Genomic DNA, 26,011 nt, shown 5'->3' on the forward strand with positions numbered 1-26,011 from the left:
GCTTATCCATATTATCAATCTATTTGATACCGTTCTCAATATCATCAATTAATACGAAAGATATCCAATTTACAGGTTTGCTTTGTTATGCTATTATTAGTTAAATAACTTTTATCCAACATTTGAAAGGGGATTCTTATAAGTGAATGAAATTATTCACGATTATTTGTATCACATCAATTCAATTGAAGCAAAACAATTAGAAAGTAATCAGTTCTACTTTGATTTTCCTAAATCTTCTGTTAGGTATACAAATGACAGAATGGTTCTCTTAGATACTTATTTTTTAAACAATCGCGATATTTTCATAAATAAACACAATCGTTTTGCGGAATATCCAGAACACAAGCATCAATTCTTAGAAATTAACTACATGTTTGATGGCCAATGCACACAAGTAATTAATGGAAAAGAAGTCTTACTAAAAAAAGGCAATCTTCTATTTCTTGATCAAGGTTCTTCTCACAGTATCAAAGAAATGGGAAAAAACGATATCTTAATAAATATCGTCTTCCGCAATAAAAGAATGAATTTGGAATGGTTAACCAATCTAAACCAAGAAAATTCTCTAGTCTTTGATTTCTTAACACAGAATATTAAAGACAATACTAAACAGAGTTACCTACTTTTTAATAGTTTTGATAATGACCATGTTCAAGAGATTGTAAAACGGATTTTAACTATTTATTTTTTAGAAAAAAAAGCGGTAGACAGCATGATTAGTCTCTACATTCCAATTCTTATTACTGAACTGATTACAAATGTTACTTACGTAACTGGCAAAGAATCCGGCTTCAATACCGATTCATTAATTGTTGATTTATTAGATGTAATTGAAAAGAATCACTCGACAATTTCTTTAGATTCTATCTCGAGAAAGTTAGGTTATAATAAAAATTATTTGAGCAATCGAATAAAAGAGCTGACTAATCAAACGTTTACAGAATTACTGAACGGGGAAAAAATTAAGCACGCTGCTTTCTTCTTGAAGAATACAACCTTAAATATTGAAGACATAATGCTTGAGGTAGGTTATCAGAATAAAACATATTTTTATAAGCTATTCAAAGAAACTTATGGCTGCACACCCATGCAGTACCGTAAGATATGAGTGGTGGAAAAACACTTAGAGAACTTTGCAATTGAGTAGTCTTTTGGCTTAAGAGGGCTAAAAGTTAAATACATACGTTTACCAGAACTCATTGATGAACTAAAAGTAGCTAAATATGAAGCGGATGGTTCTTATCGAAAACTCGTCAATAAATATCGTAAAATTGACTTGCTTATATTGGACGAATTTCTACTAACTCCTTTAACACAAGAGGACTTGATGCATGTATTTGAAATTGTAGAAGCTCGGTTAAAAAATGCTTCTACGATTTTCTGCTCTCAATTTGGTCCAGAAGGCTGGCATATAAAAATTGAAAATGTACAATTGGCAGAAGCGATTCTTGATCGTATTATTCATGATTCTTATCAGATATTAATCGATGGTGAAGTGTCAATGCGTGAACGTCATGGTATAGGAGGAATCTCTCACTGATAATTGAAGCGGTGGAAAGAAAACAAATGTGTGATGGGGTTGAATCAATCACCTCTCACGATTTATTCATCGAATGATTAGGTACTTTAGTGGGCTTTCTTTTTCTTGACAATAACAAAAATTATTTAGATTTATTTCACCAAATATTTCCTTCTAGTGCTAATTAGCTCAACATAATGATTTATGGCACGCGCTTTTTTGTGATTACTTACACAAAAATGAGAATTTTAACCATTACCTCAGATTGATTGGTCATGCCTTCTTACCATTTGTTGCAATTTTAGTTATACAATATAATTATGCATTATTGTAACAAAAACACCATTCACTATTGTTTTATAAGCATATTTTTGGTATGGTTTCATTATATAAAGGAGGAAGATTTATGAAAAACTGGAAAAACTTATTAACTATACCTTTGGTTCTTTCACTTGCATTAAGTAGCACAATGGTATTTGCTCAAGACAATTCAGAAGTTGAATCAGAATCTGTAAATACTGAAGAGGTGGCTGATACTTCGACCGCACTATCTCCCGAGGAAGCTTTTGAATTTGAAGATTTAACTTCTCAAGGAAGTGCTGCCAAAGGAACTACGATTGCCGACATCGATATGACGGCAGAAGATTGGGTGGATCAGGCCGCTGCTGCAACGGAAGCGGTAGAAGGCGATACTTATGTTCGTTTGGATAGCGGACTTTTAACAGTTGATCAATTAAATGCTTTCTTAAAAGCGAATCCTTTTGAACTAACTTATGCAGATGACAACAACCAATTCTTATACTATAACTACAAATTAGAAGCTGAAGATATGTTAGGTTCTCGTCGTCCTGACCAAGCTGGTAATCCATTAGCAGATGTTCACCCTGAGTCAGCACTGGTCAATGTATCTTGGGTTGTAAACCAATTGCGCGAAGGTCACACTGACCATGTCCGTATGGCCGTTCCGAATTCTGATCCAAATAAGTTTGTGGTTCATGATTATTATGGAATTTATGACGATGAAGGCAATTTTATGGGTGTCAACGAAGTTATTTGGGACATCCAACCAGTGATTGATTTCTGGATGCAACAAAACAATGCGTCATATGAAGTAGACGCAACATCAGGAGCTACAGAAGAAACCGGTGAAGAAAACGGTGATACTACTGAAGAAACTGAGGAAGAAATCAGTGAAGAAGTCGATGAGGAAACTGAAGCAGAAACAACCGAAGATGCTGCACCAATCTTAAGCCCTGAAGAAGCTTTAGAATTTGAAGATGTTAATGCCGAAGGCGAATCAGCACACGGAACAACGATTGCTGATGTGGATATGGCTGCTGAAGACTGGGTAGATCAAGCTGCTAAGGCAGTAGACGCGGTTGAAGGAGATACATACGTTAAATTAGACAACGGTGTTCTAACGGTTGATCAAATTAACGAATTCCTAAAAGCACAACCTGTTGAATTAACTTACGCGGATGACAATAACCAATTCTTATTCTACAACTACAAGTTAGAACCTGAAGAAATGTTAGGTTCACGTAGACTTGATCAAGTAGGTAGCGCTCTTGCCGACGTTCACCCGGAGTCAGCTTTACAAAATCTTTCTTGGGTGATCAACCAATTACGTGAAGGTCATACTGATCACGTACGTATGGGTGTACCTAACTCTGACCCTGAAAAATTCGTCGTTCATGACTACTATGCTATTCACGATGAAGATGGTAACTACATGGGAATTAACGAAGTGATTTGGGATATCCAACCTGTAGTAGACTTCTGGTTACAACAAACTGGCGCAGACTTAGATATCGATGAAACAGATGTCACTTCTGGAGCAACTGAAGACGATTCCGAAACTGTGGAAGAAGAAGAAACATCTGAAACTGATGAAAGCACTGAAGAAGCAGCTTCTGTCGACTTCTCTAACTTAGAAGACGGTACTTACACTGGTTCAGCTCAAGGACATAACGGAGCTGTTGAAGTTGAAGTGATCGTTGAAGGCGGCGTTATTACAGCGGTTAATGTTTTAGAACATAGCGAAACAGCTAGCATTTCTGATCCAGCCATTAGTGATGTTCCAGCAGCAATCGTTGAAAATAACTCTACTGAAGTTGAAGTTACTTCAGGCGCATCGTTAACGTCTCAAGCAATTATGGAAGCCGTTAATAATGCCTTAAGTCAATAATCATTCATTCAACCCCCCAAAAAGTAAGCTTACAAGCTTATCTTTTGGGGGTTTTTAGTTAGAAGAAAATGCGCCTGTGTCCCCTACAAAAAAAAGATACAGACCCGAAAGTCCGTATCCCTCGCTTATATTATACTTGCATTTCTTCTAATTGACCTTGATTTAAGCGATAAACACGGTCCATTAGACTTAAGAGACTGGTGTCATGGGTGACGACAATCGCGGCAGTATCCCGCGCTTTAACTTGCCTGCGAATCATGTCAATAATCTCTCGACCAAGTGACTCATCTAAATTAGCAGTAGGTTCATCCGCCAGGATTAGACTAGGGTGATTAATGAAGGCTCGGGCAATCGCTACTCGCTGCTTCTCTCCACCGGATAGAGCTTCTGGATACGCTTCAGCACGGTGGCTAATCCCTAAATCCAATAGCAATTTATCGACTTCTTCATTGTTTTGATAGCCACTTAAAGATTGAATGATTTGAAGTTGTTCTTTGACCTTCAAGTAAGGAATTAAATGGCTACCTTGGAAGATATAACCAATGTGCTCTTTACGAAAAAGCGTCTTCTCTTCATCATTTAGGCTGCTCGTATTCGTTCCTTTAATTTGAACTTCTCCTGCATTAGGGGTAATCAAAAGGCCTGCCATCGATAAGAAAGTAGACTTTCCTGATCCACTCGGACCCACTACTGCCACCACTTCTCCTTGCTTGAGTTTTAAATTCAAGTCAGCAATGATCTCTCGCTCTTGGTTGCCATCAGGATAGCTTTTAACTAAGTTTTTGAGGTGCAATATTTCCATCAGTGCGTCCCTCCCATAATCTCTGCAGGATCAACATTTCGAATGGTCCTTAAGGATGCCAGCGAGCCTAGCAAAGCAATCAATACGAAGGCTATACTTCCGCCTAGAATATATTCTGGCACGAAGTAAAATGGTACGATGCTCGGAAGGAGTACGCTAGTTAGTAATATTAAGGATACCGAGAGTACCACACTAATGACGGCCACCATTAAAACTTGGCGAATCACCATCTTAGTTAACATTTTATCGCTAGCACCAAAGGCCTTCAACAAACCAAACTCTTCCCGTTTATCCATGTTGATAATATAAAAGAACATGCCAATAATCGTGGCTGAAATAATATACATGGCAATGATTAATAAAATAAAAGATGCCGTCTGAGCTAGTAGACCAGGCAGATTCTGGATAATCGTGTCTTTATGATGGATATCAACATTCAGCGCCCGAACCTCGTCATTAATTTCTTCTGGGCTCAACTCTGTCACGACTGCTTGTACTTCAGCATAGCCTGTCACCTGCCCCCAGAAACTCGTATCAATGTATTTCTCCGGCAAAGTATAGATGATGGGATTGTATGAATGCGTCTCTTTCTTGGTGAGTCCGACTACTTTAAACCTAGTATTCACCCGATCATCTTGTAAATCATCGCCCAGTTGAATGCCGTCGTTAACAATATGCTCTGAAGCCAACACTTCATTAGGACCCTCTGGAAAACGCCCTTCTACTAACGTTGGGTTCATTGCGGTTTCTCCTGGTGGAATTGAAAAGTATGTAATATCCACCACATCTGCTTCCGTCTCCCGCGTTAAGTTTTCAACAGATGAAAGTCTAACGCCCAAAATAAAGGCTTCTGGATCATCTAAAGCGCTGAGAATTTTCTCCCCATAATCAGAACTCATCGTGGACCTGGCAATATTGCCGTTGGATCCTTGAGATAAAATATAGGTTTCCATTGGTGCTGACATCAATTTAGAACCAGCCTGATGACGCAAGCCTAATGATAAACTCATCGTAAAGAACACCAAATACATGGTTGCCATTAACACCAAGACAATCACGCCATAACGACCTTTAGACTTCTGGATTTCCTTCCAAGCTAAATTCATACTTTCCCCTCTTCTCCGACACACTACCGTTTATTTCAGTAACTAATTGAGTGAACTTAACCCACCTACCAAAAAACAACTAAATAACACAAGTATATCTGCACTTGGTTTTTAGTTGTTTGTTTAAAATGGTTTAAGCCAATGCTTCTCCGTTAATTATACTATATTTTGTAAATAATTGTATTTGATTAACAGGAAAATTGGGCACATTTGGTCGTCGTCTATCAGTTAAGTGTCTTCATAAAATATTAATATAGATCCTTCAGCTTTAAACAACTAAAAAGGAAGCTTTAACTATAAATTTTCGTCACAAAATCATTTATAATTGCTTTTCCACGGTTATATATCGTTTGAACTATCTGGTCATAGTTTCCACTCTTCTTCTTTACTTCCACTTTTATTTCACTAAAGTCCTTTTTAGTTGGATAAAAATTATATTGTAGAAACTCTTCGTTAAGTTCAAATCCTTCTTTTTTAACATCATAGAGTGATAAGTCCTGTTTACCACGATTATTAGACCTATCCAAATACATGTGGTTCCCAATAGCTCCACCAGGAAGTGCGTGATTGCTTTGACTCCGTATGTCCATTATGGTTTTTCTAGCTATGACATGTTCACTATCATAATAGTTTTCTTGATAGTTGAGATAGTAGTAAGATGTCAGGATAGTATATATCATTTTTGAAACCGGCTCGAAATTTATACTGTTTTTTGCAACTAAATCTTCGTGCCAGTTGATTAATACCATTTCAAAACGTTCCCGCTCCAATTCTTTAAGGTAATAATTTTCACCTTCGTGCACTATTCTATCTAACTTAGTATCTCCTGTTCCAGACCAGCGCGATTGAACTGTATCGTAAATGAAATATTTAATCATATTTTTTTCAATGATTTTATAATCATTACTGTATCTCGGTATAATGGTTAGTTTCCCTTCTGTTATTCCTTGGTATTTTTGATGCCATAAGCTACCAAAAAAAGAAAGTAATTGGAAGTCTGATGCTGTATTCCCACCATAATACCTATCATTCTTAACTCCTGGAAATTTAAATACTTTTGCAAAGCGATCGTTTATATTGCTAAATATTTCTAAAATTGCTTCTACCAAACCTTCTAAAAAATTGGAATCGTCTAAAACATCAAAATGATGCACTAGCTTGCTCATATCTTTATTTTTGATTCCAAAGACTAATGCTAGAGTTGAGTAGCCAATCTGATTAGCCGTATCTTCATTCGTTTTATCCCAAAAGACTGGCATTTTTTCTAAAATTAAATACCCTAATGCATAACAAAATTCTGCCACATTAATCGTTCTCGTTTCAGTCATCTCTTCACGACTAAAATTATTTATCTCAACATTTCTTGAAGCAATTAAATCTTCATATCTTGAAATCGTAATTTCAAGTATTCTTTTATTGATGCTAGTTTCTGCAAGCTTAAGTTCGTGTTTGCTCCATTGAGCAGCAAAAACCTGATATTTTGAAAGCTTTTTTCCGCCTCTATTGAGGTTCTCGAAAACAGTGGCGAGTTCCTCTACTTCTCCCGTAAAGATAATTGTCGGTATTTTCAAATTATCTATGTCTATATAATTCTTAAGTAAGTTTTCTATATCTTTAGTTATCCCTTCTAATAAGGGGTAATCCTCTAATCTAAAGTTTTCAAATTCTCCTGGTAAAGCTTCAATTAATAAGGAAAGTAATTTGCTCGTTGTTTTTCCTTGATCTTTCACAAAAACTTCAATCACTGACTTTATTTTCAATTTATAATGTTCAGATGTAGTTTGTGCTAACGACCCCATATCAATGAACTTCTCACAAATATCATTGATGATACTATCAAAAAAAATGTACTTTTCAGGATTTTTAACATAATCTTCAATCGTTGTATATCTTTGAAGCCCATCAATAATAGAATATTTATTATCCTGCTCATATTTATAAATTAAAATCGAACCAAAAGGATAACCTTGGCTTAAGGTTTCAATAAAGTTCTTTTTTTCGTTATTGGACCATACCAATTTTCGTTGAAACTTTGGTACTACTGCATTTTTTTGAAGTTCACTGTATAGCATGTCATCTACTTTATATTTAAACACTCGAAATCAACTCCTTTTGTTTGCTCTATTATAATTAGATCATATAAAACAGTAATGATCAAGATTGTTCCTTTAGATAAGTTGACCTGTATCGGTTTTGCTTATGATAACTATGTCCGTATCATCGATAGATAATAAAATCTACTAGCTATTTTTAATACAAAAAAAAGAACCTCCAGCGAGTCTTCTCTGGTATGAGAGATTGCATTTTGAGATTCTTGTTATATATTGCTATTAATATTAGTTGTCTCTTTTATTAGGTCTACTACTTCTAAATATTTTTTTTGAAGCTTATAAAACTTGATTTCCTTTTGAAATATCTGGCAAACTTAGTTCTTCTCCTATTTTAGTCCAAATAGGCCTTTATATTCGGATGCACACTACAACTCTGTATACTTCTCCTTATTGCCTTTACTCTTCTCAACAGGATACTTACTGTTATTCTTCGCAATCTTTGCGTCAATTATTTCTTCCACATCTAAATTCAAGTTGCTAGCAAGCATCAGTGAGTAGATTAAAACATCTGCTAGCTCATCTTTAATGGCTTCAATATTTTTGACACCTTCTTCAGCTGTTTTCCATTGGAAAATTTCTAGCAATTCTGCAGCTTCCAAAGCAATAGAGAGTGATAAATCTTTCTCATTATGAAATTGGCGCCAATCTCTATCATCACGGAATTTATTTACTTTATCCATTAAGTTCATTTAGTCATCCTACTTTCCTCGTGCTGCGTTTAGTAAGGCATTTCTTAACCCTTCATCTACAGCATAAATGTACAAACCATTTACGCCACGTGTTAATAACACATTCAATTCATTTTTGAGAAGTGTATCCGTTAAGGTTTCAGAAGAACCATCGCCCATAGTTCTTCTTTGTGTAGCATTTTTATTATGACTGCCTTCTCGATTAAATATTACCCGACCATTATGATATTGAACAGAAGGGCCTATAATTAGCCCAGCATAATTTAAATCTAAACCTTGTACTGTGTAGGTAGAACCAACCTCATTGATTGTGTGAGGTTGCTCTGCCCAAGACAAATGTCTGTTCCTTCTTTTTTGAACTTTATCCTCTTCTTCTAATTGAAGATTCCACGGCATTTCCCAATCTTGGTCTCTAACCATCCAACATTCATCATCGTCTGGCTTTTTGTTTTGAATATATTTCCAATCAAAGGTTGCAATCACACGTGAAAGTCCTCTATCAGTTTCTTTAGCTTTTTGACGGATACGCTCTTCTAAATCATGAGCATTATCAAAAATTTGTAAATCATAATCCTTGTCTTTGGGAATATCTCCTATCGTATGTTCGTCAATTATATTGCGAATCCACTGAATTGTTTCTGGACTAGAATTAATTCGCATTTGTTTTTCCAAATTAATGGTTGCAGTGATACGACTTTCTAATTTAAGTAACTCAGAATCTTCCCAATATTGGTTGGTTTGTAAGACTTGGTCTAAGTCAAAGACAGCTACAACAACCCTTGCTCGTTCCAACAAATCCTGCAATTGATTTTTTCCTCTGTAAGACTGTTTACCTTGGGTCCATAATAAATGTGCCTCATCTACCAGAATTACATCTACCTTATTGTCAGGTGAGTAATTATTAATGAAGGAAGTCGGCTTACCTACTCGATCATTTTTTTGTTTATTTATGAGATTTAGTTTTCTTGCAATCTGTTGATATACGGTTAATTGTTGATCGTGATTCACTAATAAGTAGTTGTCTAATTTCTCTAAACGATACTGATCATCTTCGTCTGCTATGCCTTGAAACAATTCATAAAATAAACTACTCAACAGTACGGTTTTACCTGAACCAGCAGCTCCAGTTACAAAAATCAATTGCCCATCTAATCCAGTATTTAAGGTTTCCAATATTTTAGCTTTGATTTCTTCTTTAGCATTAATTTGCTCTTTGTTTAATTTATGAAAAGGGGATGCTTTAAAAACTGCAGAATCTTTGATAACACTTTCTACAGGAAATAACTTAGAATTTTTTTGATGTAACTCTTTCCAAACTTTAGTGAATATTTCTTCAAAATATTCTGAAGTGTAATACTCATTTTGTTGATTGCTTCTTCGATTATATAGTTGATTGATATTATCAACACTACTCAAATAAAGCATCAGTCGATTTTCAATATCTAAGGTCAAAGACTTATTGAAATACTCATGTCCAATAATAAGCATCTCTGCAGATGATGATTTAGCAAGAGATTTCCAATCTTCCCGAGTATTTGGATCCTGATTTATATGTTGAAGAGTTCTTCGATAAATATCAGAAGTTTCACCAACATAAACATCGTACTTCTTCTTAGACTCATCATTTACGATATATACAGTAGGATAGTCTAAAATGTATTTTTTAAATTTACTAGTTTGATACTCTTTCTTAAATTGATTTATACTCGGTTTATCAAACAAAATTGTTTCTACAACCGGTTTTCTAATTAAACTCAATTCAACTACCACCTATTTCAACTTATTTTATGCTTAGATCAAAGTTTCTTTTAGTTTTTAATTTAGAAGTGCATCCTTAAATTGTTAATTATTTATATTCGTTTCCGACATTTGAGTCAAGATAATTTAGTTTAATTATACTACATTACTCGTATCGATTTACTTTATCACTTTATACAGTATATTAAGATTCTTTCTAAGTATCTTTACATCATAACCTCAAACTAACAATCCCAAACGATTAATAGCTACTTTTCTACCCATTTTTTATAATACCCCTGTCTGTATCCAGAGGTATTATGTTCTCTTAATTATATTGTACAATAAAAAAAGAGCTTCAAACATGCATTGATAAATGCAGTAAATTGTTTGAAGCTCTTTTTATCATTATTATTCTTTTAGCAGAAATTATTGTTGCTTGATCCAACTTTCCCTTTTCAATAGGGGCAGTCATCTGAATATCAAGTTCTATTGGAGTATTTTCATACTCTTTGCCAGTTTGGTCAATAATGGTAGAAGTGGTCAATTTCATAACAGTTTCATCATTAAGTTACATGCTTGAATTACCTACCACTCGGGAAGCCTAATGAATTTTCACCAAAGAATCGGACGTTTCTAAACCTTTAAAGTCAAAACGGTCATTTCACGTAAACTTGCTGTTAAGCCATTTATTAATAGCATAAGAAAAGGAGTTACAGCTTAATACCTCTAATTCCGCTTGTTATATTCCATCGTAATAAACTCCGGTAAATAACTTGGCGTACATCCTTTTGAGACGAACTCATCTTTGTAAAGTCCCGTTCTCTCTCCTAGTTCAATAAGGCGGGCGCGATATTGCTCATCATAGACACCAATCCAACCGGCAGTGAAGTTCATCGCCCACTGAACTTCCGGTTCTTCCTCTGTAAGGTTAGCTTCTATGGCTGTTACCAATTCTTCGGTGTTATTAGGTGGCGTCTTCCCTGTCCATCTCAAACGTCCTTGATGATACCAGTAAGTGCGTCTTTGAAGGGCAAAGGAGCTATTCTCCCATGATTCAATCAAGGCAATTTTCTTCTTGTCTTTGGTGAGCTGATTAGCAAACAGCCAATCCATTAAGTTATTCCGCTCTTTATAATTGTGGATCTCCATATCTGCAACCAGTTGGTTGATGTCCTCTTCTGTCAGCAGATTTTTGTCCATAATTAAAATGGCTAATAGCCTCGGCAAGAATTCCTCTGTTGACCATAGTTCCATCGCAAGTTCGTGATCTTTTTTGATTTCTTTGGCGATTTTTCGTAACTCGCCCATCATGGTTTTGCTATTGATTTGCAAAAGGATGGTTGCTGCTTTGGCAGAGTGAGTTATTTCTGTTGTTTTATTCTCATTCATCTTTAGTGTTCTCCTTTATTGAAGTAGGGGGTCATCTTTGACTTGGCAGTTCTAGAAAAAAACGATTAATGGAATTGACCTCCATTAATTTACTTTCAGTATTTCAAATTTAAAGCCAAGGTATTGATAATTTTGTTTTCTATACATTTCTCTAGGAGTATCTGTTCCATCCGCTAGTAAAATGATTGTTCTGTTAGGATATGACGTCATCGCAAACTGTTGCAAACGACTACCGATCCCTTTCTTTTGGAAGAGTTCACCAATGGATAAGTCATCTATTTCAACTGTTTCCTTAGAAATAATAAGGTCGACGTACCCTACCGCTACTCTCTTATAAAAAGCTAGCACTTGTTGGATCATTGGATTATCAAATTGACGGCGAGTAAGTTCTTTCTTCTGTTCAGCAAATTCTTCACCAAACTCCAAGTCTTGTTGGTATTTCAGGTTGACCAAAGTTTCTAACGTTTCCCGAGTCACGCTCTGAATCTTGATATCAGAATTACTAGGTAATATAGGGAAATCTGTCGGCTTAATTGCGTACAATTCCAGCAACCCAACACCATATCCTATTTCCTTCAAGTATGCTTTTAAGTCTACTTGGGGGTTATAGTTAACAGGAAAAAGGAATTTGAGATGATTTTGACCTCTCTTCTGATGGAATTCTTTCAAATACTCCTCAGCTTTTATAAATTCCTGTAGGGTTGAGCCTTGTTTAAATTCAATGAAGTTACTATCGTACCTGACTAACATTTCAGGGTAATGATAATGTCGATAGTGTTCATTCTCTAAGACTATTTCTCCGAGTGTGTAAGTGTCAGTGAAGCTTATTTGGTTCATAGAAGGGTCCTTTCTTTCGAATCGGATCTTGAAGATAGATCGAAAAGAGTTCTTATATTACTTATTCAAAGAGGAACCAGAAATCGAGACATTTCTTGAAAATGGACCCATTGAAATTATTGATGAAAAACAGATTGCTTCCACAGCTAGAAAAGCAATTAATATTATAACGATGAAATCATCTGCCGCTTCTTTTGTTTCAGGACTTCCCGGAGGTGTTGCTGTTGTAGCATCAATCCCTGCCGATATTTTACAGTTTTATGACATGTCGATTAATTTAGTTCAAAAACTGATGTACTTATACGGTTACCCAGATATGTGTAATGATAAGTTGACTGAAGAAGGAAAAAACTCATTAATCGTTTTTCTTGGTGTAATGTTAAGAGTAAGTGGATTTGGAACAGCTGTTAAAGGTGTCTCGTCAGCTTTAGCTGGTCAAGCAGTTAAGCCCCCCACAATAAGCACTCACAAAAACTGTTTATTATCCAATTATCAAAAAAACTTTAGCTAATTTTGGCGTAAAAGTGACTAAAAATTTCTTTGCAAAATCTGTATCAAAAGTCATTCCAGTCGTTGGTGGGGGTGTCTCTGGGGGACTGACTTTAGCTACCATAAGCCCCATAAAAAGTATGCTTTTCACACATAGTTGACTCGCTATGTGCAAGAATGATTCATATTAGCTTTCGTTTTTTTGAGAATTAAAAGCAGTGTTAGCTGAAGGAGGTGAACCAATGAGTGCAATTCATTTAAAGCAAGATGACCATTTCAACAAACGCTACAGCTGGATTGGAATAATTGTCGTCTGTGTATTGTCCTTCCCTTTGCACTTTTTATATGAATGGTTAGGAGAGTCCGCCTTAGTCGGTATGTTTACACCGGTTAATTAAAGTATTTGGGAACACTTAAACTAGTGTTCTGGCCTTTGTTGCTTTGGTGGGGAGTCGGCTACCTTGTATTCCATGATAAGCAGAACTTGTCTCTCATCAAATGGACGGCAGCGGCATCTGTTTCGATTTTTATTAGCATGATTTTCATTGTCAGCTGGTACTATACTTGGGTGAATGGACTGGCGGTCGAATCTTCAATTATTGACATCGGTTCTCTTTTCGTTGCGGTTCCGCTCGGTCAATTGCTCTCCATTCACGTGTACCGTGTGATTCAACCACGGCGTATGTATCTGATAATTTCCATCGTATTTGTGGTGTTGATGGGAATCCTTTTCATCTATTTCACCTTTGCTGCACCGGATATTCCGATTTTTGTGCCGCCAAGTTAACTAAGAATATTAAAAACCAGTAAACGGACTACTGATCCGCTTACTGGTTTTTTTGTGTGTTATTCTACGATTAACTCTGCCTCAACTAATTCTAAGTATTCGCCGTCGCGTACTTCAACGTAATTCGATTTCTCGATTGAACCATAGTCCACGTATTCAATTAAATTAGCGTCAGTTGCGATGTCATAGCTGGCATATTCGCCGATACTCGTTACTTTATATTCACCAGGTTCAATATCAACACCGATACGATAAACACCCGGTCCAAATTTTCCATCCACTGGCTCTACTGGATCGACGTCCTCCACCGGTACCGCAAAGGCTTCTGAAATTTCTAGAAATTGACCATCTTCAACTACGACATAGGCAAAAGTTTCGATGGAATTATAGGCAATGTATTCCTCACCGCGGGCATCCCCAGTTAAATCATAACTAGCATACTCTTCCAGTGCAAATAGTTTATATTCACCCGCTGGCATATCGGTTCCGATTTTGTACATATCGGCTTCGAAAACTGTCTCATAGGAAGCTGGGTCAAAAGGATCTTTCTTGTCCTCATTCTCTGATCCGCTTTCGCCTACTGCTTCTGATAATTCGTCTACAGATTCACTCGTCGATTCGTCCGTCGATACTGATTCTGACATTTCAACACTCAATGAAGACTCCGATGATTCTTGAGCATTCAATACTCCAACGTTTGCTAGCACCAACATACTAGATAATAATAAAAACGATTTTTTCATCCTAATTTCCTCCATTAATCAAATTGAGTTTATAAACAAGCAAATTTTTTCATGATATCACCATCGAGTTGATTAGAATATTACTTAAATATAGTATGCCTAAATACAATTATGGTGTCAAGTAATATGCTGGTGGGGTTGGGGTTAAACTCACGAGGATTTAATTCCATCCCTGTGAGTTTCGAGCTAAAATCACGAGGATTTAGTTCCATCCCTGTGAGTTTCGGGCTAATGATTATTCCGCGTTCTCAGGTCCACCTATCCAGAAGGACGGGTCTTTGGATAGTCGTTTCGAGTCCACCTGTCCGCATGTCAAGTTCACTTAAATAGCCACGCTGAATAGTTAGCGTGGCTATGGTTCATTTCTTATTCTTTTTGGGCATTAAACTCTCGCATATTCATCTTTCCAGTGTCATACCAAAAGGCTTTATGGACAATTCGGTCCATAATCGCATCGGCATGAATGCCACCACCCAATCTTTGGTGCCAATCCGCTTTCCGAAATTGTGTACAATAGATAGTGGAGTGAGTATCGTGGCGTCGTTCAATCAGTTCAAAGATAAACTTGAGATCTGCATCCAAAAGATTATCAAGAAGCCATTCGACAAGCACTAGAAGTCCATAGTTTGAATATTTTTGAGGTGTTTAGCCACTCCCTGTTCTTTGAACGATGCGTCATCTCGCTCGATTAATAAGTCTGGCAATCTTATATATCGCGTTCGAATTTCTAATTTACACGCTTCTTTAGCAAGAGCACAACTCAAGTACATTTTACCTGATCCTGTAAATCCTTGAAAAATGACATTCATATGGTGTTTCACAAAGTTACAGCTACCTAACTCTTGGAGTAGCTCCCGATTGATATCTCGATGTTCATATTGAATCGAACTTAAATCCGCTTCCTTGATTCGAAGTTTGGCTCGATGAATCACTCCCTTAATTCGATGATTGTGCAAGAATAATTCATATTAGCTTTCGTTTTTTTGAGAATTAAAAAGCTTTTTAATATACATCTATCTTTAAATATCTTGTATAAAAATTCCAAAACTATTACTATAAGGACGGCAAAAGTTCAGTCCAATTTAGATCAATTAACTATGTGATAGCGTCATAAGCATAAAACTCGTCCCACTTACTTTCATACGCTTTAATTTGTTCTTCATAGGCCATTGTTTCAGTAATATCGTCAATTCCACCTAATAATTTACGGCGCCATTCTTCTTCAATTGAAAATTTATACTTAGCATACGGTGTCACTATTTCTTGTGTTTCTAAATCGATCTTAATCTGTTCGTCGCCCTTTAATCTTGCTAGTGCTTGACGTTCTTCTGCTGATAAACTAATCGCTAACATCCCATTTTTCAGGCTGTTCATATAAAAGATATCGCTAAAACTTCCGGCAATCACTACTCTAAAACCAAAATCATCTAAAGCCCATACTGCATGTTCTCGAGACGATCCTCCTGCAAAATTATCACCAGTTATTAAAATACTCGCCCCTTGGCGATCGGGATGATTCAATGAAAATTCTGCTTTAACTTTTCTTGGATAGTCTGATCCTGGTAGATAGCGCCAGTTATCAAATAAAAATTCACCGAACCCCGTTTTTTCGATCCGATTTAAAAAGGCACTTGGTAAGATTTGATCGGTATTAATATTGTCCTCCATTAAAGCCACGGTTGTTCCCTTATGAACTATAAAAGGTCTCATAAGACTGGCACCTCCTGGTCATCGAGTCTTGTGTCGTAGAAGTGTCCCTTAACTGCTGCTAGGACGGCCATCGCGGGACTGCATAAGTGAGTGCGTGAGCCTTTTCCTTGTCGCCCTTCGAAATTTCGGTTTGTTGTCGAGGCACAGTGCGTTCCCGGCGGTACACGATCCGCATTCATCGATATACAAGCTGAACAACCTGGTTCCCGCCACTCAAATCCAGCGTCTATATATTGTTGAGCAATTCCCATTGCTTCGGCTGCACGTTTCACCGGCCGACTACCTGGAACTACCCAAGCTGAAATATGAGGAGCAACCTTGCGCCCTTTTATATATTTAGCCCCTTCAATCAAGTCTTCCAGACGAGAATTTGTACACGAACCTAAAAATATATAAGAGATAGGGATGTCCGTCGCATCCATTTGAGGTCTCAAATCCATGTATTCATAAGCACGTTGATCATTATGATCACTTACTCGCGGGAATTTCTCTCCAAAAGGTAACCCCATCGCAGGAGTCGTCCCCCAAGTGACATAAGGTGCTAAATCATCGATAGATACTTCTAATACATAGTCAAAGTCAGCATCTGGGTCTGTATATAGTGTCTTCCAATAAGCCACTGCCCGTTTAAAATCTTTGGGAGCTCTTGGCTTGCCTTCAAGATAGTCAAAGGTTTTCTGGTCTGGAGCTACTAGGCCATACTTTGCTCCAAACTCAATCGCCATATTGCACAATGTCATGCGTCCTTCCATTGACAAGTCACTCACTGCTTCGCCATAATATTCAATCGCATAACCTGTCGCAAAGTCAGTGCCATACGTATGAATAAGATGCAACATAATATCTTTTGCATAAACACCCGCTTGTAGTTTACCAGTCAGTTTAATCCCCATTATCTTAGGTTTTCTTTGCCAAATTGTCTGCGTCGCAAAAACGTGTTCAACTTCTGAAGAGCCAATTCCAAAAGCAATGGCGCCAAAAGCCCCATGGGTTGCTGTATGTGAATCACCACAAACAACGGTTTTACCAGGTTGAGTTGCCCCTTGTTCCGGTCCAATCATATGAACGATTCCTTGACCTTCACTGCCGTGATCCATTAACTCAACTCCGAAATCTCGACAGTTTCTTTGTAATGCTTCAATTTGTTTTCTTGAAATGGCATCCTTAATCGTAAAGATATTCTTAGTCGGCACATTATGATCAATCGTTGCGATAGTTTTTTCAGGAGCCCTCAGCTGGCGTCCTTCTGAACGTAAACTTTCAAAACCTTGCGGTGTGGTTACTTCGTGAATCATATGTAAATCTATGTATAATAACTGAGCATTTCCTTCCTCGCCAGCTAAAACATGTTCTTGCCAAACTTTATCAAATAGTGTCTGTCCCATGCTTTTCACTCCAATCGTTTAATTAACTCTTGCTTAAATTCACTTGTCATCAATTGTCCACCTAAATCTCTCGTTCCACCAGTAGCCGCAATCGTCTCATAAGTAGCTGTCTCAATTTGATCGGCTAAAGCTATTTGCTGAAAACTCTGCCTTAACATCATACACACAGATAAGATCATCGACACCGGATTGGCAATATTTAAACCAGCTATGTCCGGAGCAGAACCGTGAATTGGTTCGTATAAAGCTGGTCCATCAATACTTAGACTCGCACTTGCAAGCAGCCCCAGTGAACCTGTGATCACAGAAGCTTGATCACTTAGAATATCTCCGAACAAATTCTCAGTCACAATGACATCAAAAGTGGGAGCAGCCATCATCAATTTCATTGCTGCTGCATCAACATATATATGTTCCACTTCAACAGACGGGTATTCTTCTGAAACTTCCTGCACTATCTGTCGCCATAACTTACTATTTGCTAAGACGTTCGCCTTATCGACCGAGGTCAATTTTTGACGACGAGTGAGCGCCAATTCAAAAGCCAATCGAACAATTTGTTCAATTTGTTTTCTTGTATAATTCATCGTATCAATGGCCTCATCTGAATCATAATATTTCGGTTGTCCAAAATATAAACCACCTATTAGTTCGCGAACAATCACAAAATCTGTTCCCCGCACTTTGTCTGCTTTTAATGGAGACTTTTCTTCCAAAAAAGTTTGCATTTTTGTTGGCCTCAAATTTGCATACAATTTAAGCGCTTGTCTCAAAGCTAATAATCCACTTTCTGGTGTTTCTTTAGCCCCTTCCCACCGAGGCCCACCGATCGCACCTAACAAAATAGCATCTGCTTGTTGACAAGCCATTAGAGTCTCTTGCGGTAACGGTATACCAACTTGCTCAATCGCAGCCCCGCCAAAAGGAAAAGAGACCACTTCGTAAGCAAACTTCCCCTTACTGGCGACGGCTAATATTTCTAAAGCACTGGTCATAATTTCTGGACCAATCCCATCACCTGCAAGGGCGACGATTCTTTTAGTCATACAACACTCTCCTTTCTAATTGATTGCTTGTAAATAAGCTTTGGCAGAAGCAGTTAGTACATCAAAATCAATCCCTGTGCCGTAAGATAGATAACCATTAGGCAATTGAATCGTCACATGCACTTGAGCTTGTGAGTCGTGTCCTTGTGTAATGGCATCAATCCGGTACTCATGCAAGATAATATTCAATTTCAGCATGCGATTGATGGTTTTATAAATCGCATCAACACTTCCCGCTCCTGTATCGGTATCTAACAGAATACGATTATCCTGCTGGCGATCTCGAACAGCAACTGTAGCGGCATGAAGCCCTTCTTCAATATATTGAACTTGAAGTCTCGCTAATTCATAATTTGCTTGGTCTTCAATTGTTGCGCCAGCAATAAGGGCATGTAAATCAGTTGTCGAAATGTTTTTCTTCTTATCTGCTAATTCTTTAAACTTCACAAAAAGTTCTTTCACCACTACTTTATCTGACATATCGTAGCCTAAACTCACCATACGATCGACAAAGGCATGTCTTCCGGATAACTTCCCTAAAGGCAGATCATTACTTGAAACCCCAACAAGTTGAGGGGTAATAATTTCATAAGTTTCAGGATTCTTCAATACACCATCTTGATGAATACCGGATTCGTGTGCGTAAGCATTAGCGCCAATAATCGCTTTATTGCGAGGAATAGGCATTCCAGATAAACGACTGACAAGATCACTTGTATTCTTAGTTTCATCCAGTTTGATCTGATTTTCAGCTTGATAGGCATCACGACGAATATGTAGGGCCACTGCAACTTCCTCTAAAGCGGTGTTTCCTGCACGCTCACCAATCCCATTAATTGTTCCTTCAACTCTTAGTGCACCTTGCTCGATCGCTGCAAGAGCATTGGCTGTCGCCATTCCTAGATCATCATGACAATGAGAGGAAAAAATAACTTCATCAAAGGCCGATATATTCTCTTTCAAATACGCAAATAAAGCACCGTATTCCGTTGGGTTTGTATAACCAACCGTATCCGGAATATTAATTATCGTTGCGCCACATTTAATTGCCACTTCAATCACTTCAACAAGAAAATCCCATTCAGTCCGAGTAGCATCCTCCGGCGAAAATTGAACTTGATCAAAATATTGCTTGGCATAAGTAATGTGTTTCTTAACTGACGCCAGAATTTCAGCTTTTGTCATGGATAATTTACTTTCACGATGAATCGGACTTGTAGCAATAAAGACATGAATCTGCTTATGATTTGCCTCTTTTAATGCCTCACGAACACTATCAATGTCTTCAATAGAACACCTTGCTAAGCCGCCAACTGTAGCATGTTTTATCTGAGCAGCAATTTCTTGAACAGCTTCAAAATCTCCCTGGCTTGAGATAGGAAAGCCAGCTTCTATAACATCAATACCCCATTTTTCTAATTGAAGTGCTATCTGAACTTTTTCTTTCGTATTAAAATTTACACCTGGTGTCTGCTCGCCATCTCTCAAGGTTGTATCAAAAAATTGAATCTGCTTAACCATCCTATTTCCTCCTCTAGTGCGTCACTGGATCAATAATACTCTCCGTGGCGATAATTCCATGAATGATAACCTTCTGACAAATGAAACATAATGCGTTCTAAATCTAACCCTTTACGGATTAAGACAGGTGCTGGTTCAACAGAACGTTGATTACCTTGTTCAGGCACGAGTTGACCGTGTGCATCGACAAAAGAAATCATCACTCCTTGTTCATAACGTGTGTCTACCGTTTTATCTGGCTGAATAGATTTGACGTAGTCATCTCCGTCAATAATTAGATCTGCCTCATGTTCTATTTGTTCACCAATACCAGCTACCACACCTCGATTACCTCTTCCTGATGGATTGGCAGAACTTGCGAATAATAGTGACTGTTGATCTGTCCAAAGTTTAGCAGCGATTTGTTCTCCAGGTACACCGAATTTAATAACGAAACAACTAGTTCCGCGTGTATCTGACATCAACTCAGAGGAGCCATCGGCGGGTATATACTGTTTGCCTGAAGCTTTCCAAGGAAGTATACAACCTAATAACACGTCTTCCTCCCAGCACTTCTCATAAATCTTTTTTATTTCGGGAGTCATTTCCGCTAGCTCATCTAACTGTTCTAATGAGCCTACTAAAACGACACCAGGTTTGTTTCGTTTTCGATTTTTAGCAGAAAATTTCCTCTCCAAGCCCACTCTATCCATTGTTGCAATAATATAGCCTACCTTTGTAGGACAGACGATAGTTTTTCCACCACTTTTTAATAAGGTCACTGCTTCTTCTTGTAAATTACCTGACCACTTTATGTGTTTATTCTCCATTTGATTAACATCCTTCCTATTCTCAAATATTAAATTCCTTACTTAGATCATGTCACTCAGCAACCAACATTTTTTCAAACCATACAAAAAACCCGACTCAGTGTTTTCACCTAAGTCGGGTTGTTCAATAGTTTGATGAAAGTTCTCATCATGCTATAACAGTTTATTATTACCCGCTTAAATGATTTAATCAGTTTGATTAAACTTATAAACGAGCAAGAAATTAAGCTCCTTAAAAGGCTAATCAAACTTGTCTAATAACGCGCTTAATAATAATAAATTTATGATTGAATCATAATTAGCTGTTTGCATGTGATTCCTCTCCTTTAATAATTATTCTAATGCTATATTAATGTTAATCCCCTCACTTGTCAAGTCGTTTTCTAATCTATCCTTAACTTTTGTCATTATAACCTAATTAAAAACCTTGGAATATTCTACTTTCTATTATAATGTACTTGAAAGATTACTATCTTATGTTTTAGACTTAGCTAATAAATTCACTAATTTACTTTAATTACAATAAATAAGACATAAATTTATTATTACCACCTTAAGTTTTGAATGGTTTCCTGTGCTTTCTAAGTCAACCTCTAATTAGAACATTATGATATAATAGTCGAAACGTGTGATTGAAAGGAATTTTACAATGACTAAAACCCCAAGATCTTTAGTTCAAGAAATTAATTTCGATTTAAATGGCATTGAACAATTAAAGAACAAGGTGATTAACAAAAGTCTCAAGACGAGTGAGTTAATCCTTGATTATCCAACTGTTTACATCGTAAATAATAATTTATTTTAAATAATGGATTGAGTGGACATTGGACTAGGATTAGCGGATCTGCTCAAGGGCGGTCGATGAGTCGGGGGTGATAGTGTACTTTGGTAATTCTCTGCCATTGAATCGACTTTGTTGGCAGACTATCGTATTTCAGACCTTAATGAACCACACTTATCCAAGGGCGGTCGTTTTCCCAGCGGACTTTGACGTTTACCTTGAAGGTATTCGTTAGGTTCTCAGCGGTCAGGACTTGATTTTTAGGTCCACTGCTGACAACTTCCCCATCTCGGATCAATAGAATGTGCGTAATAGCTGGGGTGATTTCCTCGATATGGTGGGTGACGTAAATCAAGTGGCAGTCTTGCTTCACAATTGAATTCATCTGCTGTAACAACTCTTCTCGCGCTAGGATATCTAGACCCGAGCAAGGCTCATCCAAAATCATCAGGCGCGGGCGGTTCATTAATGCCCGGCCTATTAATACGCGACGCTTCTCTCCTTGGGATAAGGTGCTGAAAGCTTGCTCACTTAAATAACCAATTCGCAATTCCTCAAGAATCGCCTGAACCAAATGCCAGTCTGACTCAGTAATATCTTGCTTGTTATACAAGCCAACCGTTGAGAATTTCCCACTGAGGATAATATGCTTCACACGTTGCTTGTTAAATGTAGAGCCAAAGCGGTCCAAGGCTGAACTTACATAACCAATCTCTTCACGCAACTTAGGTAGGCTGGCCTCGCCAAACTTTGTATCCAGCACTTTAACAGCCCCGGAAGTGGGATAGGAGTAGCCTGTAATAATATTCAATATCGATGTCTTGCCCGAGCCGTTCAAACCAAGGACTGCCCAGTGTTCTTCTTCCTGAACTTGCCAATTAACTCCTTTGAGTATTGACTGGCCTTGTCGTCGCCAAGTCACCTCTTCTAATTGTAATATTGTCTTCTTCAATCTGCCTCGACTCCTTTTAGTCATCGCTTTGTCTTGTTTCTATATACAAGAAAACCCAGTAACAGCATTGAGCTATTACCGAGTTTCGACGTGTATCTGGAAATATTAATCAACTAATGAATCTCCAATAAATGGCATGAGGCCACGTAATTCTTTACCTACTGCTGTAATTGGATGTTCTTTCTCATGGCGTTTGATCGCGTTGAACTTCGGACGGTTAGTCTGGTTCTCTAAGATCCAGTTACGTGCGAATTCACCGTCTTGAATGTCTTTTAGGATACCCTTCATGGCTTCTTTAGTGTCCGATGTGACAACACGCGGACCACTTACGTAATCTCCCCATTCTGCTGTATCTGATATGGAGTAGCGCATGTTCTCTAAGCCACCTTCGTAAATTAAGTCTACGATTAATTTCAATTCGTGAAGCACTTCAAAGTAGGCAGACTCTGGTTGATAACCAGCTTCTGTTAAAACTTCGAATCCAGCTTTAATTAAGTGAGATACCCCACCACAAAGTACGGCTTGTTCACCGAATAAGTCCGTCTCGGTCTCTTCCTTGAAGGTTGTCTCTAAGATTCCAGCACGTCCTGCACCAACCCCTACCGCGTAAGCTAAGCCGATTTCCTTAGCATGGCCGGTTGCATCTTGATGAACGCCCACTAAGGCTGGTACACCAGCACCTTCTTCGAAAGTTCGACGTACTAAGTGTCCCGGTCCCTTGGGTGCTACTAAGAACACATCCACATCTTCAGGTGCAACGATTTGGTTGTAGTGAATATTGAATCCGTGAGCGAAGACTAAGGCGTTGCCCGCTTCTAAGTTGTCTTTAATGCTATTATCGTATACTTCCGCCTGTCGTTCATCAGGTAATAGAACCATAATAACATCCGCTTCTTTTGTAGCTTCGGCGACAGATTTCACATCGAACCCATCTTCTTTTGCGGCATCGAATGACTTACCTTCACGTAGACCTACTACTACTTTGAACCCGCTGTCTCGTAAGTTTTGTGAATGGGCATGTCCTTGCGATCCGTAACCAATGATGGCGATCGTCTTATCTTCTAGAATGGCTGTTGAAATATTTGTATCGTAAAGTACTTTTGTCATGTTAAAGGCTCCTTTTTTATGTGTGTGTTTTTAATAAATTACTTACTACTTGTATCTCGGACAAAGGCAGTTAAGCCTGTTCGCGACACTTCAATAATGCCGAAAGGCTTGACTAAATTAATAAGGGCATCTACCTTAGAAAGTCCTCCAGTCACTTCAATCGTAATCGAATTACGGGCTACATCTAAGATACGTGTTCGGAATGGCTCAATCAGACTTTGAATTTCTGCTCGAGAAGACTTGCTAGTTTTGACTTTTATTAAGGCTAATTCTCTGGCGACAATATCTTGGTGGGTAATATCATTGACTTTTAAGACGTGAATTTGCTTGTTCAATTGCTTAATGAGTTGTTCAGCACTATTAGCTGAGTCCAAGTCAACGACAAAGGTCATCTTAGAGATCCCCTCTTTGGTTGTCTTGCCGACCGTAATACTTTCGATGTTAAAGCTACGTCTGGCGAGTAAGCCAGTGATGCGATTCAATACCCCACTAGCATCTTCCACAGTGGCTGTGATAATGTGTCTCATATTGGTTTCACCCCAGTCATCTCGCCGTTGCCTTTACCTGCTAGTACCATGGGGAATACTTTTTCTTTCATCGGTATCATGACCTCAACAACAACCGGTCCGTCATAAGCGAAGACCTCTTCCAAAGCCTCATCGACTATGGATTCTTGACTGATCTGCATCCCCTTAATTCCGTAACCGTCTGCAATCTTCACGAAGTCTGGATTCTTACCGTCATTGAATAAGGACTCCGAATAATGTTCGTCGTAAAGCAATTCTTGCCACTGCCGTACCATGCCTAAGGTCTCATTATTCAATATAAAAATCTTAACCGGCAAATTGTATTGCTTAATGGTCGCCAGTTCTTGAATGGTCATCTGATAGCCACCATCTCCTACAAAGAGTGCGACCGTCTCATCTGGACGACCAATCTGAGCACCTATTGCCGCTGGCAAGCCGAACCCCATAGTTCCTAAACCGCCCGAACTGACAAAGCTTAATGGCTTATCTTGACAGTAAAATTGTGCTGCCCACATTTGGTGCTGACCTACATCGGTAATCACAATGGCTTGGTGATTAGTCTTTTGCGAGACTTTCTCAATGAACCATTGGGGTGAGATGAGTTGGTCGTAATTGTAGTACCAGAAAGGATTATCTTCCTTCTTGGCTAGGCAATGGTCAATCCAATCGCTATAGTCTACCTGAACGGCATCCGCTTCAAGTAAAGCTTCTAGAGCCAACTTAGCGTCGCTGACGACGGGGATGTCGACTTTGATATTTTTGCCAATTTCAGCGGGGTCGATGTCAATATGCACCACTTTGGAATGGGGTGAAAACTCTGACAACTTGCCCGTCAGTCGGTCATCGAAGCGGGACCCGATATTAATTAAGAGATCAGCATTGATAATGGCTTGGTTGGAGGCGTAGCTACCGTGCATCCCTCCCATGCCGAGTGATAGTCTGTGCGAGCCTGGTAGGGCCCCAATGCCTTGCAAAGTATTCACAACCGGCATGGGATAGCGGTCGAGGAAAGTTAATAATTCTTCATTGGCCTTGGCAAAGTGCACACCCGCTCCAGCTAATAAGACGGGCTTTTCAGCCTGAAGTAAGGCTTCTAGCACTCTTTCGATCTGCCCCGCATTCGGTTGAGTCGTTGGCTGGTAACCTGCTAAGTGGAAGTCGCCTGAACAATCCCCCTCCACTAAGGCTTCAGATATATTTTTGGGAATATCTATTACCACTGGCCCTTTACGGCCACTTGAAGCGATATGGAAGGCCTCATTCATTATGCGCGGTATGTCTGCGACATTTTTTATTTGATAATTGTGCTTTGAGATAGGGGTTGTTAGACCGATAACATCCGCTTCTTGGAAGGCATCCGTTCCAATCACTGCCGAGGAGACTTGCCCAGCGATGACGACTAAGGGAAGTGAGTCTAACATGGCGTCAGCAATCCCTGTAAGTAGGTTCGTGATACCTGGTCCTGATGTCGCAAGAACCACTCCCGTCTTGCCCGTAACGCGGGCATAGCCTTCCGCAGCATGAATTAAGCCTTGTTCGTGGCGGCAGAGATAATTTTTAAAGCTAGGATTCATCTCATAGAGTGAATCAAATATTGGTAAGACTGCGCCACCTGGATAGCCAAATATTACATCCACATCGTTGTCCATTAAACTTTGAATGAGTAAGTCTGCCCCAGTTCTTATTGTTTTTGTTTGATTTGAGTGCTCATTTTTGTACGGTTCCACACATCAACGCCTCCTTTTTTAATAATTTTTGTTCGATGGATCT

Annotated in this window: 26 protein-coding genes and 1 pseudogene; 7 read left to right on the forward strand and 20 right to left on the reverse strand. The window is 38.4% G+C overall.

Annotated features, from left to right (window positions below; genetic code table 11):
• Nucleotides 1-142: 142 nt before the first annotated feature.
• The 3 genes and pseudogenes from ACTQ5J_RS09500 to ACTQ5J_RS09510 all read left to right on the forward strand — a co-directional run bounded on the left by ACTQ5J_RS09500 (nt 143) and on the right by ACTQ5J_RS09510 (nt 3,710).
• Nucleotides 143-1,111, forward strand: a complete 969-nt coding sequence (locus ACTQ5J_RS09500) for an AraC family transcriptional regulator (RefSeq protein ID WP_441752545.1) — start codon at nt 143-145, stop codon at nt 1,109-1,111.
• A 63-nt stretch (nt 1,112-1,174) separates the two neighbouring features.
• Nucleotides 1,175-1,543 (forward strand): annotated as a pseudogene (locus ACTQ5J_RS09505) (ATP-binding protein); the annotation flags it as partial.
• A 385-nt stretch (nt 1,544-1,928) separates the two neighbouring features.
• Complete coding sequence (locus ACTQ5J_RS09510) at nt 1,929-3,710, forward strand: PAS domain-containing protein (RefSeq protein ID WP_441752546.1); 1,782 nt, start codon at nt 1,929-1,931, stop codon at nt 3,708-3,710.
• Between the two features lie 130 nt (nt 3,711-3,840).
• Here ACTQ5J_RS09510 and ACTQ5J_RS09515 read toward each other — a convergent pair whose 3' ends face one another.
• From ACTQ5J_RS09515 to ACTQ5J_RS09550, 8 genes are all read right to left on the reverse strand, one after another.
• Nucleotides 3,841-4,515, reverse strand: coding sequence for an ABC transporter ATP-binding protein (locus tag ACTQ5J_RS09515; RefSeq protein ID WP_441752687.1), 675 nt, complete (start codon nt 4,513-4,515; stop codon nt 3,841-3,843).
• Complete coding sequence (locus ACTQ5J_RS09520; RefSeq protein WP_373742719.1) at nt 4,512-5,618, reverse strand: ABC transporter permease; 1,107 nt, start codon at nt 5,616-5,618, stop codon at nt 4,512-4,514. The genes ACTQ5J_RS09515 and ACTQ5J_RS09520 overlap by 4 nt, the downstream gene beginning before the upstream one ends.
• Before the next feature lie 290 nt (nt 5,619-5,908).
• On the reverse strand, nt 5,909-7,714 hold the full coding sequence (locus ACTQ5J_RS09525; protein WP_441752547.1) for a DUF262 domain-containing protein: 1,806 nt from the start codon (nt 7,712-7,714) through the stop codon (nt 5,909-5,911).
• Between the two features lie 380 nt (nt 7,715-8,094).
• Nucleotides 8,095-8,418, reverse strand: coding sequence for a nucleotide pyrophosphohydrolase (locus ACTQ5J_RS09530; protein ID WP_441752548.1), 324 nt, complete (start codon nt 8,416-8,418; stop codon nt 8,095-8,097).
• 9 nt (nt 8,419-8,427) lie between these two features.
• On the reverse strand, nt 8,428-10,176 hold the full coding sequence (locus ACTQ5J_RS09535) for a DNA/RNA helicase domain-containing protein (protein WP_441752549.1): 1,749 nt from the start codon (nt 10,174-10,176) through the stop codon (nt 8,428-8,430).
• A gap of 337 nt (nt 10,177-10,513) precedes the next feature.
• Nucleotides 10,514-10,708 (reverse strand): hypothetical protein, encoded by a 195-nt coding sequence (locus ACTQ5J_RS09540; protein WP_441752550.1) that lies wholly within the window; start codon nt 10,706-10,708, stop codon nt 10,514-10,516.
• 176 nt (nt 10,709-10,884) lie between these two features.
• A complete protein-coding gene (locus tag ACTQ5J_RS09545; protein WP_441752551.1) occupies nt 10,885-11,547 on the reverse strand; it encodes a DNA alkylation repair protein in 663 nt (220 codons plus the stop codon).
• An 84-nt stretch (nt 11,548-11,631) separates the two neighbouring features.
• Complete coding sequence (locus ACTQ5J_RS09550; protein WP_441752552.1) at nt 11,632-12,384, reverse strand: GNAT family N-acetyltransferase; 753 nt, start codon at nt 12,382-12,384, stop codon at nt 11,632-11,634.
• 28 nt (nt 12,385-12,412) lie between these two features.
• On the opposite strand from ACTQ5J_RS09550, the gene ACTQ5J_RS09555 reads away from it, so the two are divergent.
• The 3 genes from ACTQ5J_RS09555 (at nt 12,413) to ACTQ5J_RS09565 (ending at nt 13,660) form a co-directional block, all read left to right on the forward strand.
• Nucleotides 12,413-12,895 (forward strand): hypothetical protein, encoded by a 483-nt coding sequence (locus tag ACTQ5J_RS09555; protein WP_441752553.1) that lies wholly within the window; start codon nt 12,413-12,415, stop codon nt 12,893-12,895.
• 220 nt (nt 12,896-13,115) lie between these two features.
• A complete protein-coding gene (locus ACTQ5J_RS09560) occupies nt 13,116-13,271 on the forward strand; it encodes a hypothetical protein (protein WP_441752554.1) in 156 nt (51 codons plus the stop codon).
• Nucleotides 13,272-13,294: 23 nt separating this feature from the next.
• Nucleotides 13,295-13,660, forward strand: coding sequence for a DUF6512 family protein (locus ACTQ5J_RS09565; protein WP_441752555.1), 366 nt, complete (start codon nt 13,295-13,297; stop codon nt 13,658-13,660).
• Between the two features lie 59 nt (nt 13,661-13,719).
• Here ACTQ5J_RS09565 and ACTQ5J_RS09570 read toward each other — a convergent pair whose 3' ends face one another.
• From ACTQ5J_RS09570 to ACTQ5J_RS09605, 8 genes are all read right to left on the reverse strand, one after another.
• A complete protein-coding gene (locus tag ACTQ5J_RS09570; RefSeq protein ID WP_441752556.1) occupies nt 13,720-14,403 on the reverse strand; it encodes a hypothetical protein in 684 nt (227 codons plus the stop codon).
• Between the two features lie 366 nt (nt 14,404-14,769).
• Nucleotides 14,770-15,015, reverse strand: a complete 246-nt coding sequence (locus ACTQ5J_RS09575) for an ATP-binding protein (protein ID WP_373782012.1) — start codon at nt 15,013-15,015, stop codon at nt 14,770-14,772.
• The gene (locus ACTQ5J_RS09580; RefSeq protein ID WP_373780741.1) at nt 15,015-15,359 is read right to left on the reverse strand and encodes an ATP-binding protein; all 345 of its coding nucleotides are present in this window, start codon (nt 15,357-15,359) and stop codon (nt 15,015-15,017) included. Before ACTQ5J_RS09580 ends, ACTQ5J_RS09575 begins: the two co-directional genes overlap by 1 nt.
• Before the next feature lie 139 nt (nt 15,360-15,498).
• Nucleotides 15,499-16,113, reverse strand: coding sequence for a 3-isopropylmalate dehydratase small subunit (gene leuD / locus ACTQ5J_RS09585; protein ID WP_441752557.1), 615 nt, complete (start codon nt 16,111-16,113; stop codon nt 15,499-15,501).
• Nucleotides 16,110-17,498, reverse strand: a complete 1,389-nt coding sequence (gene leuC / locus ACTQ5J_RS09590; RefSeq protein ID WP_441752558.1) for a 3-isopropylmalate dehydratase large subunit — start codon at nt 17,496-17,498, stop codon at nt 16,110-16,112. The genes leuD and leuC overlap by 4 nt, the downstream gene beginning before the upstream one ends.
• Nucleotides 17,499-17,503: 5 nt before the next feature.
• A complete protein-coding gene (leuB, locus tag ACTQ5J_RS09595; protein ID WP_441752559.1) occupies nt 17,504-18,544 on the reverse strand; it encodes a 3-isopropylmalate dehydrogenase in 1,041 nt (346 codons plus the stop codon).
• A 15-nt stretch (nt 18,545-18,559) separates the two neighbouring features.
• On the reverse strand, nt 18,560-20,065 hold the full coding sequence (locus ACTQ5J_RS09600) for a 2-isopropylmalate synthase (RefSeq protein WP_441752560.1): 1,506 nt from the start codon (nt 20,063-20,065) through the stop codon (nt 18,560-18,562).
• 29 nt (nt 20,066-20,094) lie between these two features.
• On the reverse strand, nt 20,095-20,874 hold the full coding sequence (locus ACTQ5J_RS09605; RefSeq protein WP_441752561.1) for an L-threonylcarbamoyladenylate synthase: 780 nt from the start codon (nt 20,872-20,874) through the stop codon (nt 20,095-20,097).
• A 649-nt stretch (nt 20,875-21,523) separates the two neighbouring features.
• Between ACTQ5J_RS09605 and ACTQ5J_RS09610 the strand changes: the two genes are divergently transcribed.
• Complete coding sequence (locus ACTQ5J_RS09610) at nt 21,524-21,679, forward strand: hypothetical protein (protein WP_441752562.1); 156 nt, start codon at nt 21,524-21,526, stop codon at nt 21,677-21,679.
• Nucleotides 21,680-21,815: 136 nt separating this feature from the next.
• Here the strand turns inward: ACTQ5J_RS09610 and ACTQ5J_RS09615 are convergent, their stop codons facing one another.
• The 4 genes from ACTQ5J_RS09615 to ilvB all read right to left on the reverse strand — a co-directional run bounded on the left by ACTQ5J_RS09615 (nt 21,816) and on the right by ilvB (nt 25,968).
• Nucleotides 21,816-22,607, reverse strand: coding sequence for an ABC transporter ATP-binding protein (locus ACTQ5J_RS09615; protein ID WP_441752563.1), 792 nt, complete (start codon nt 22,605-22,607; stop codon nt 21,816-21,818).
• Between the two features lie 105 nt (nt 22,608-22,712).
• A complete protein-coding gene (gene ilvC, locus ACTQ5J_RS09620; protein WP_153831391.1) occupies nt 22,713-23,714 on the reverse strand; it encodes a ketol-acid reductoisomerase in 1,002 nt (333 codons plus the stop codon).
• 38 nt (nt 23,715-23,752) lie between these two features.
• Nucleotides 23,753-24,241 (reverse strand): acetolactate synthase small subunit, encoded by a 489-nt coding sequence (gene ilvN, locus ACTQ5J_RS09625; RefSeq protein WP_153831390.1) that lies wholly within the window; start codon nt 24,239-24,241, stop codon nt 23,753-23,755.
• The gene (gene ilvB / locus ACTQ5J_RS09630; protein ID WP_441752564.1) at nt 24,238-25,968 is read right to left on the reverse strand and encodes a biosynthetic-type acetolactate synthase large subunit; all 1,731 of its coding nucleotides are present in this window, start codon (nt 25,966-25,968) and stop codon (nt 24,238-24,240) included. The genes ilvN and ilvB overlap by 4 nt, the downstream gene beginning before the upstream one ends.
• Between the last annotated feature and the right edge of the window lie 43 nt (nt 25,969-26,011).

Origin of the sequence: Fundicoccus sp. Sow4_F4, from assembly GCF_052116145.1 — a bacterium.
Lineage (GTDB): Bacteria > Bacillota > Bacilli > Lactobacillales > Aerococcaceae > Fundicoccus.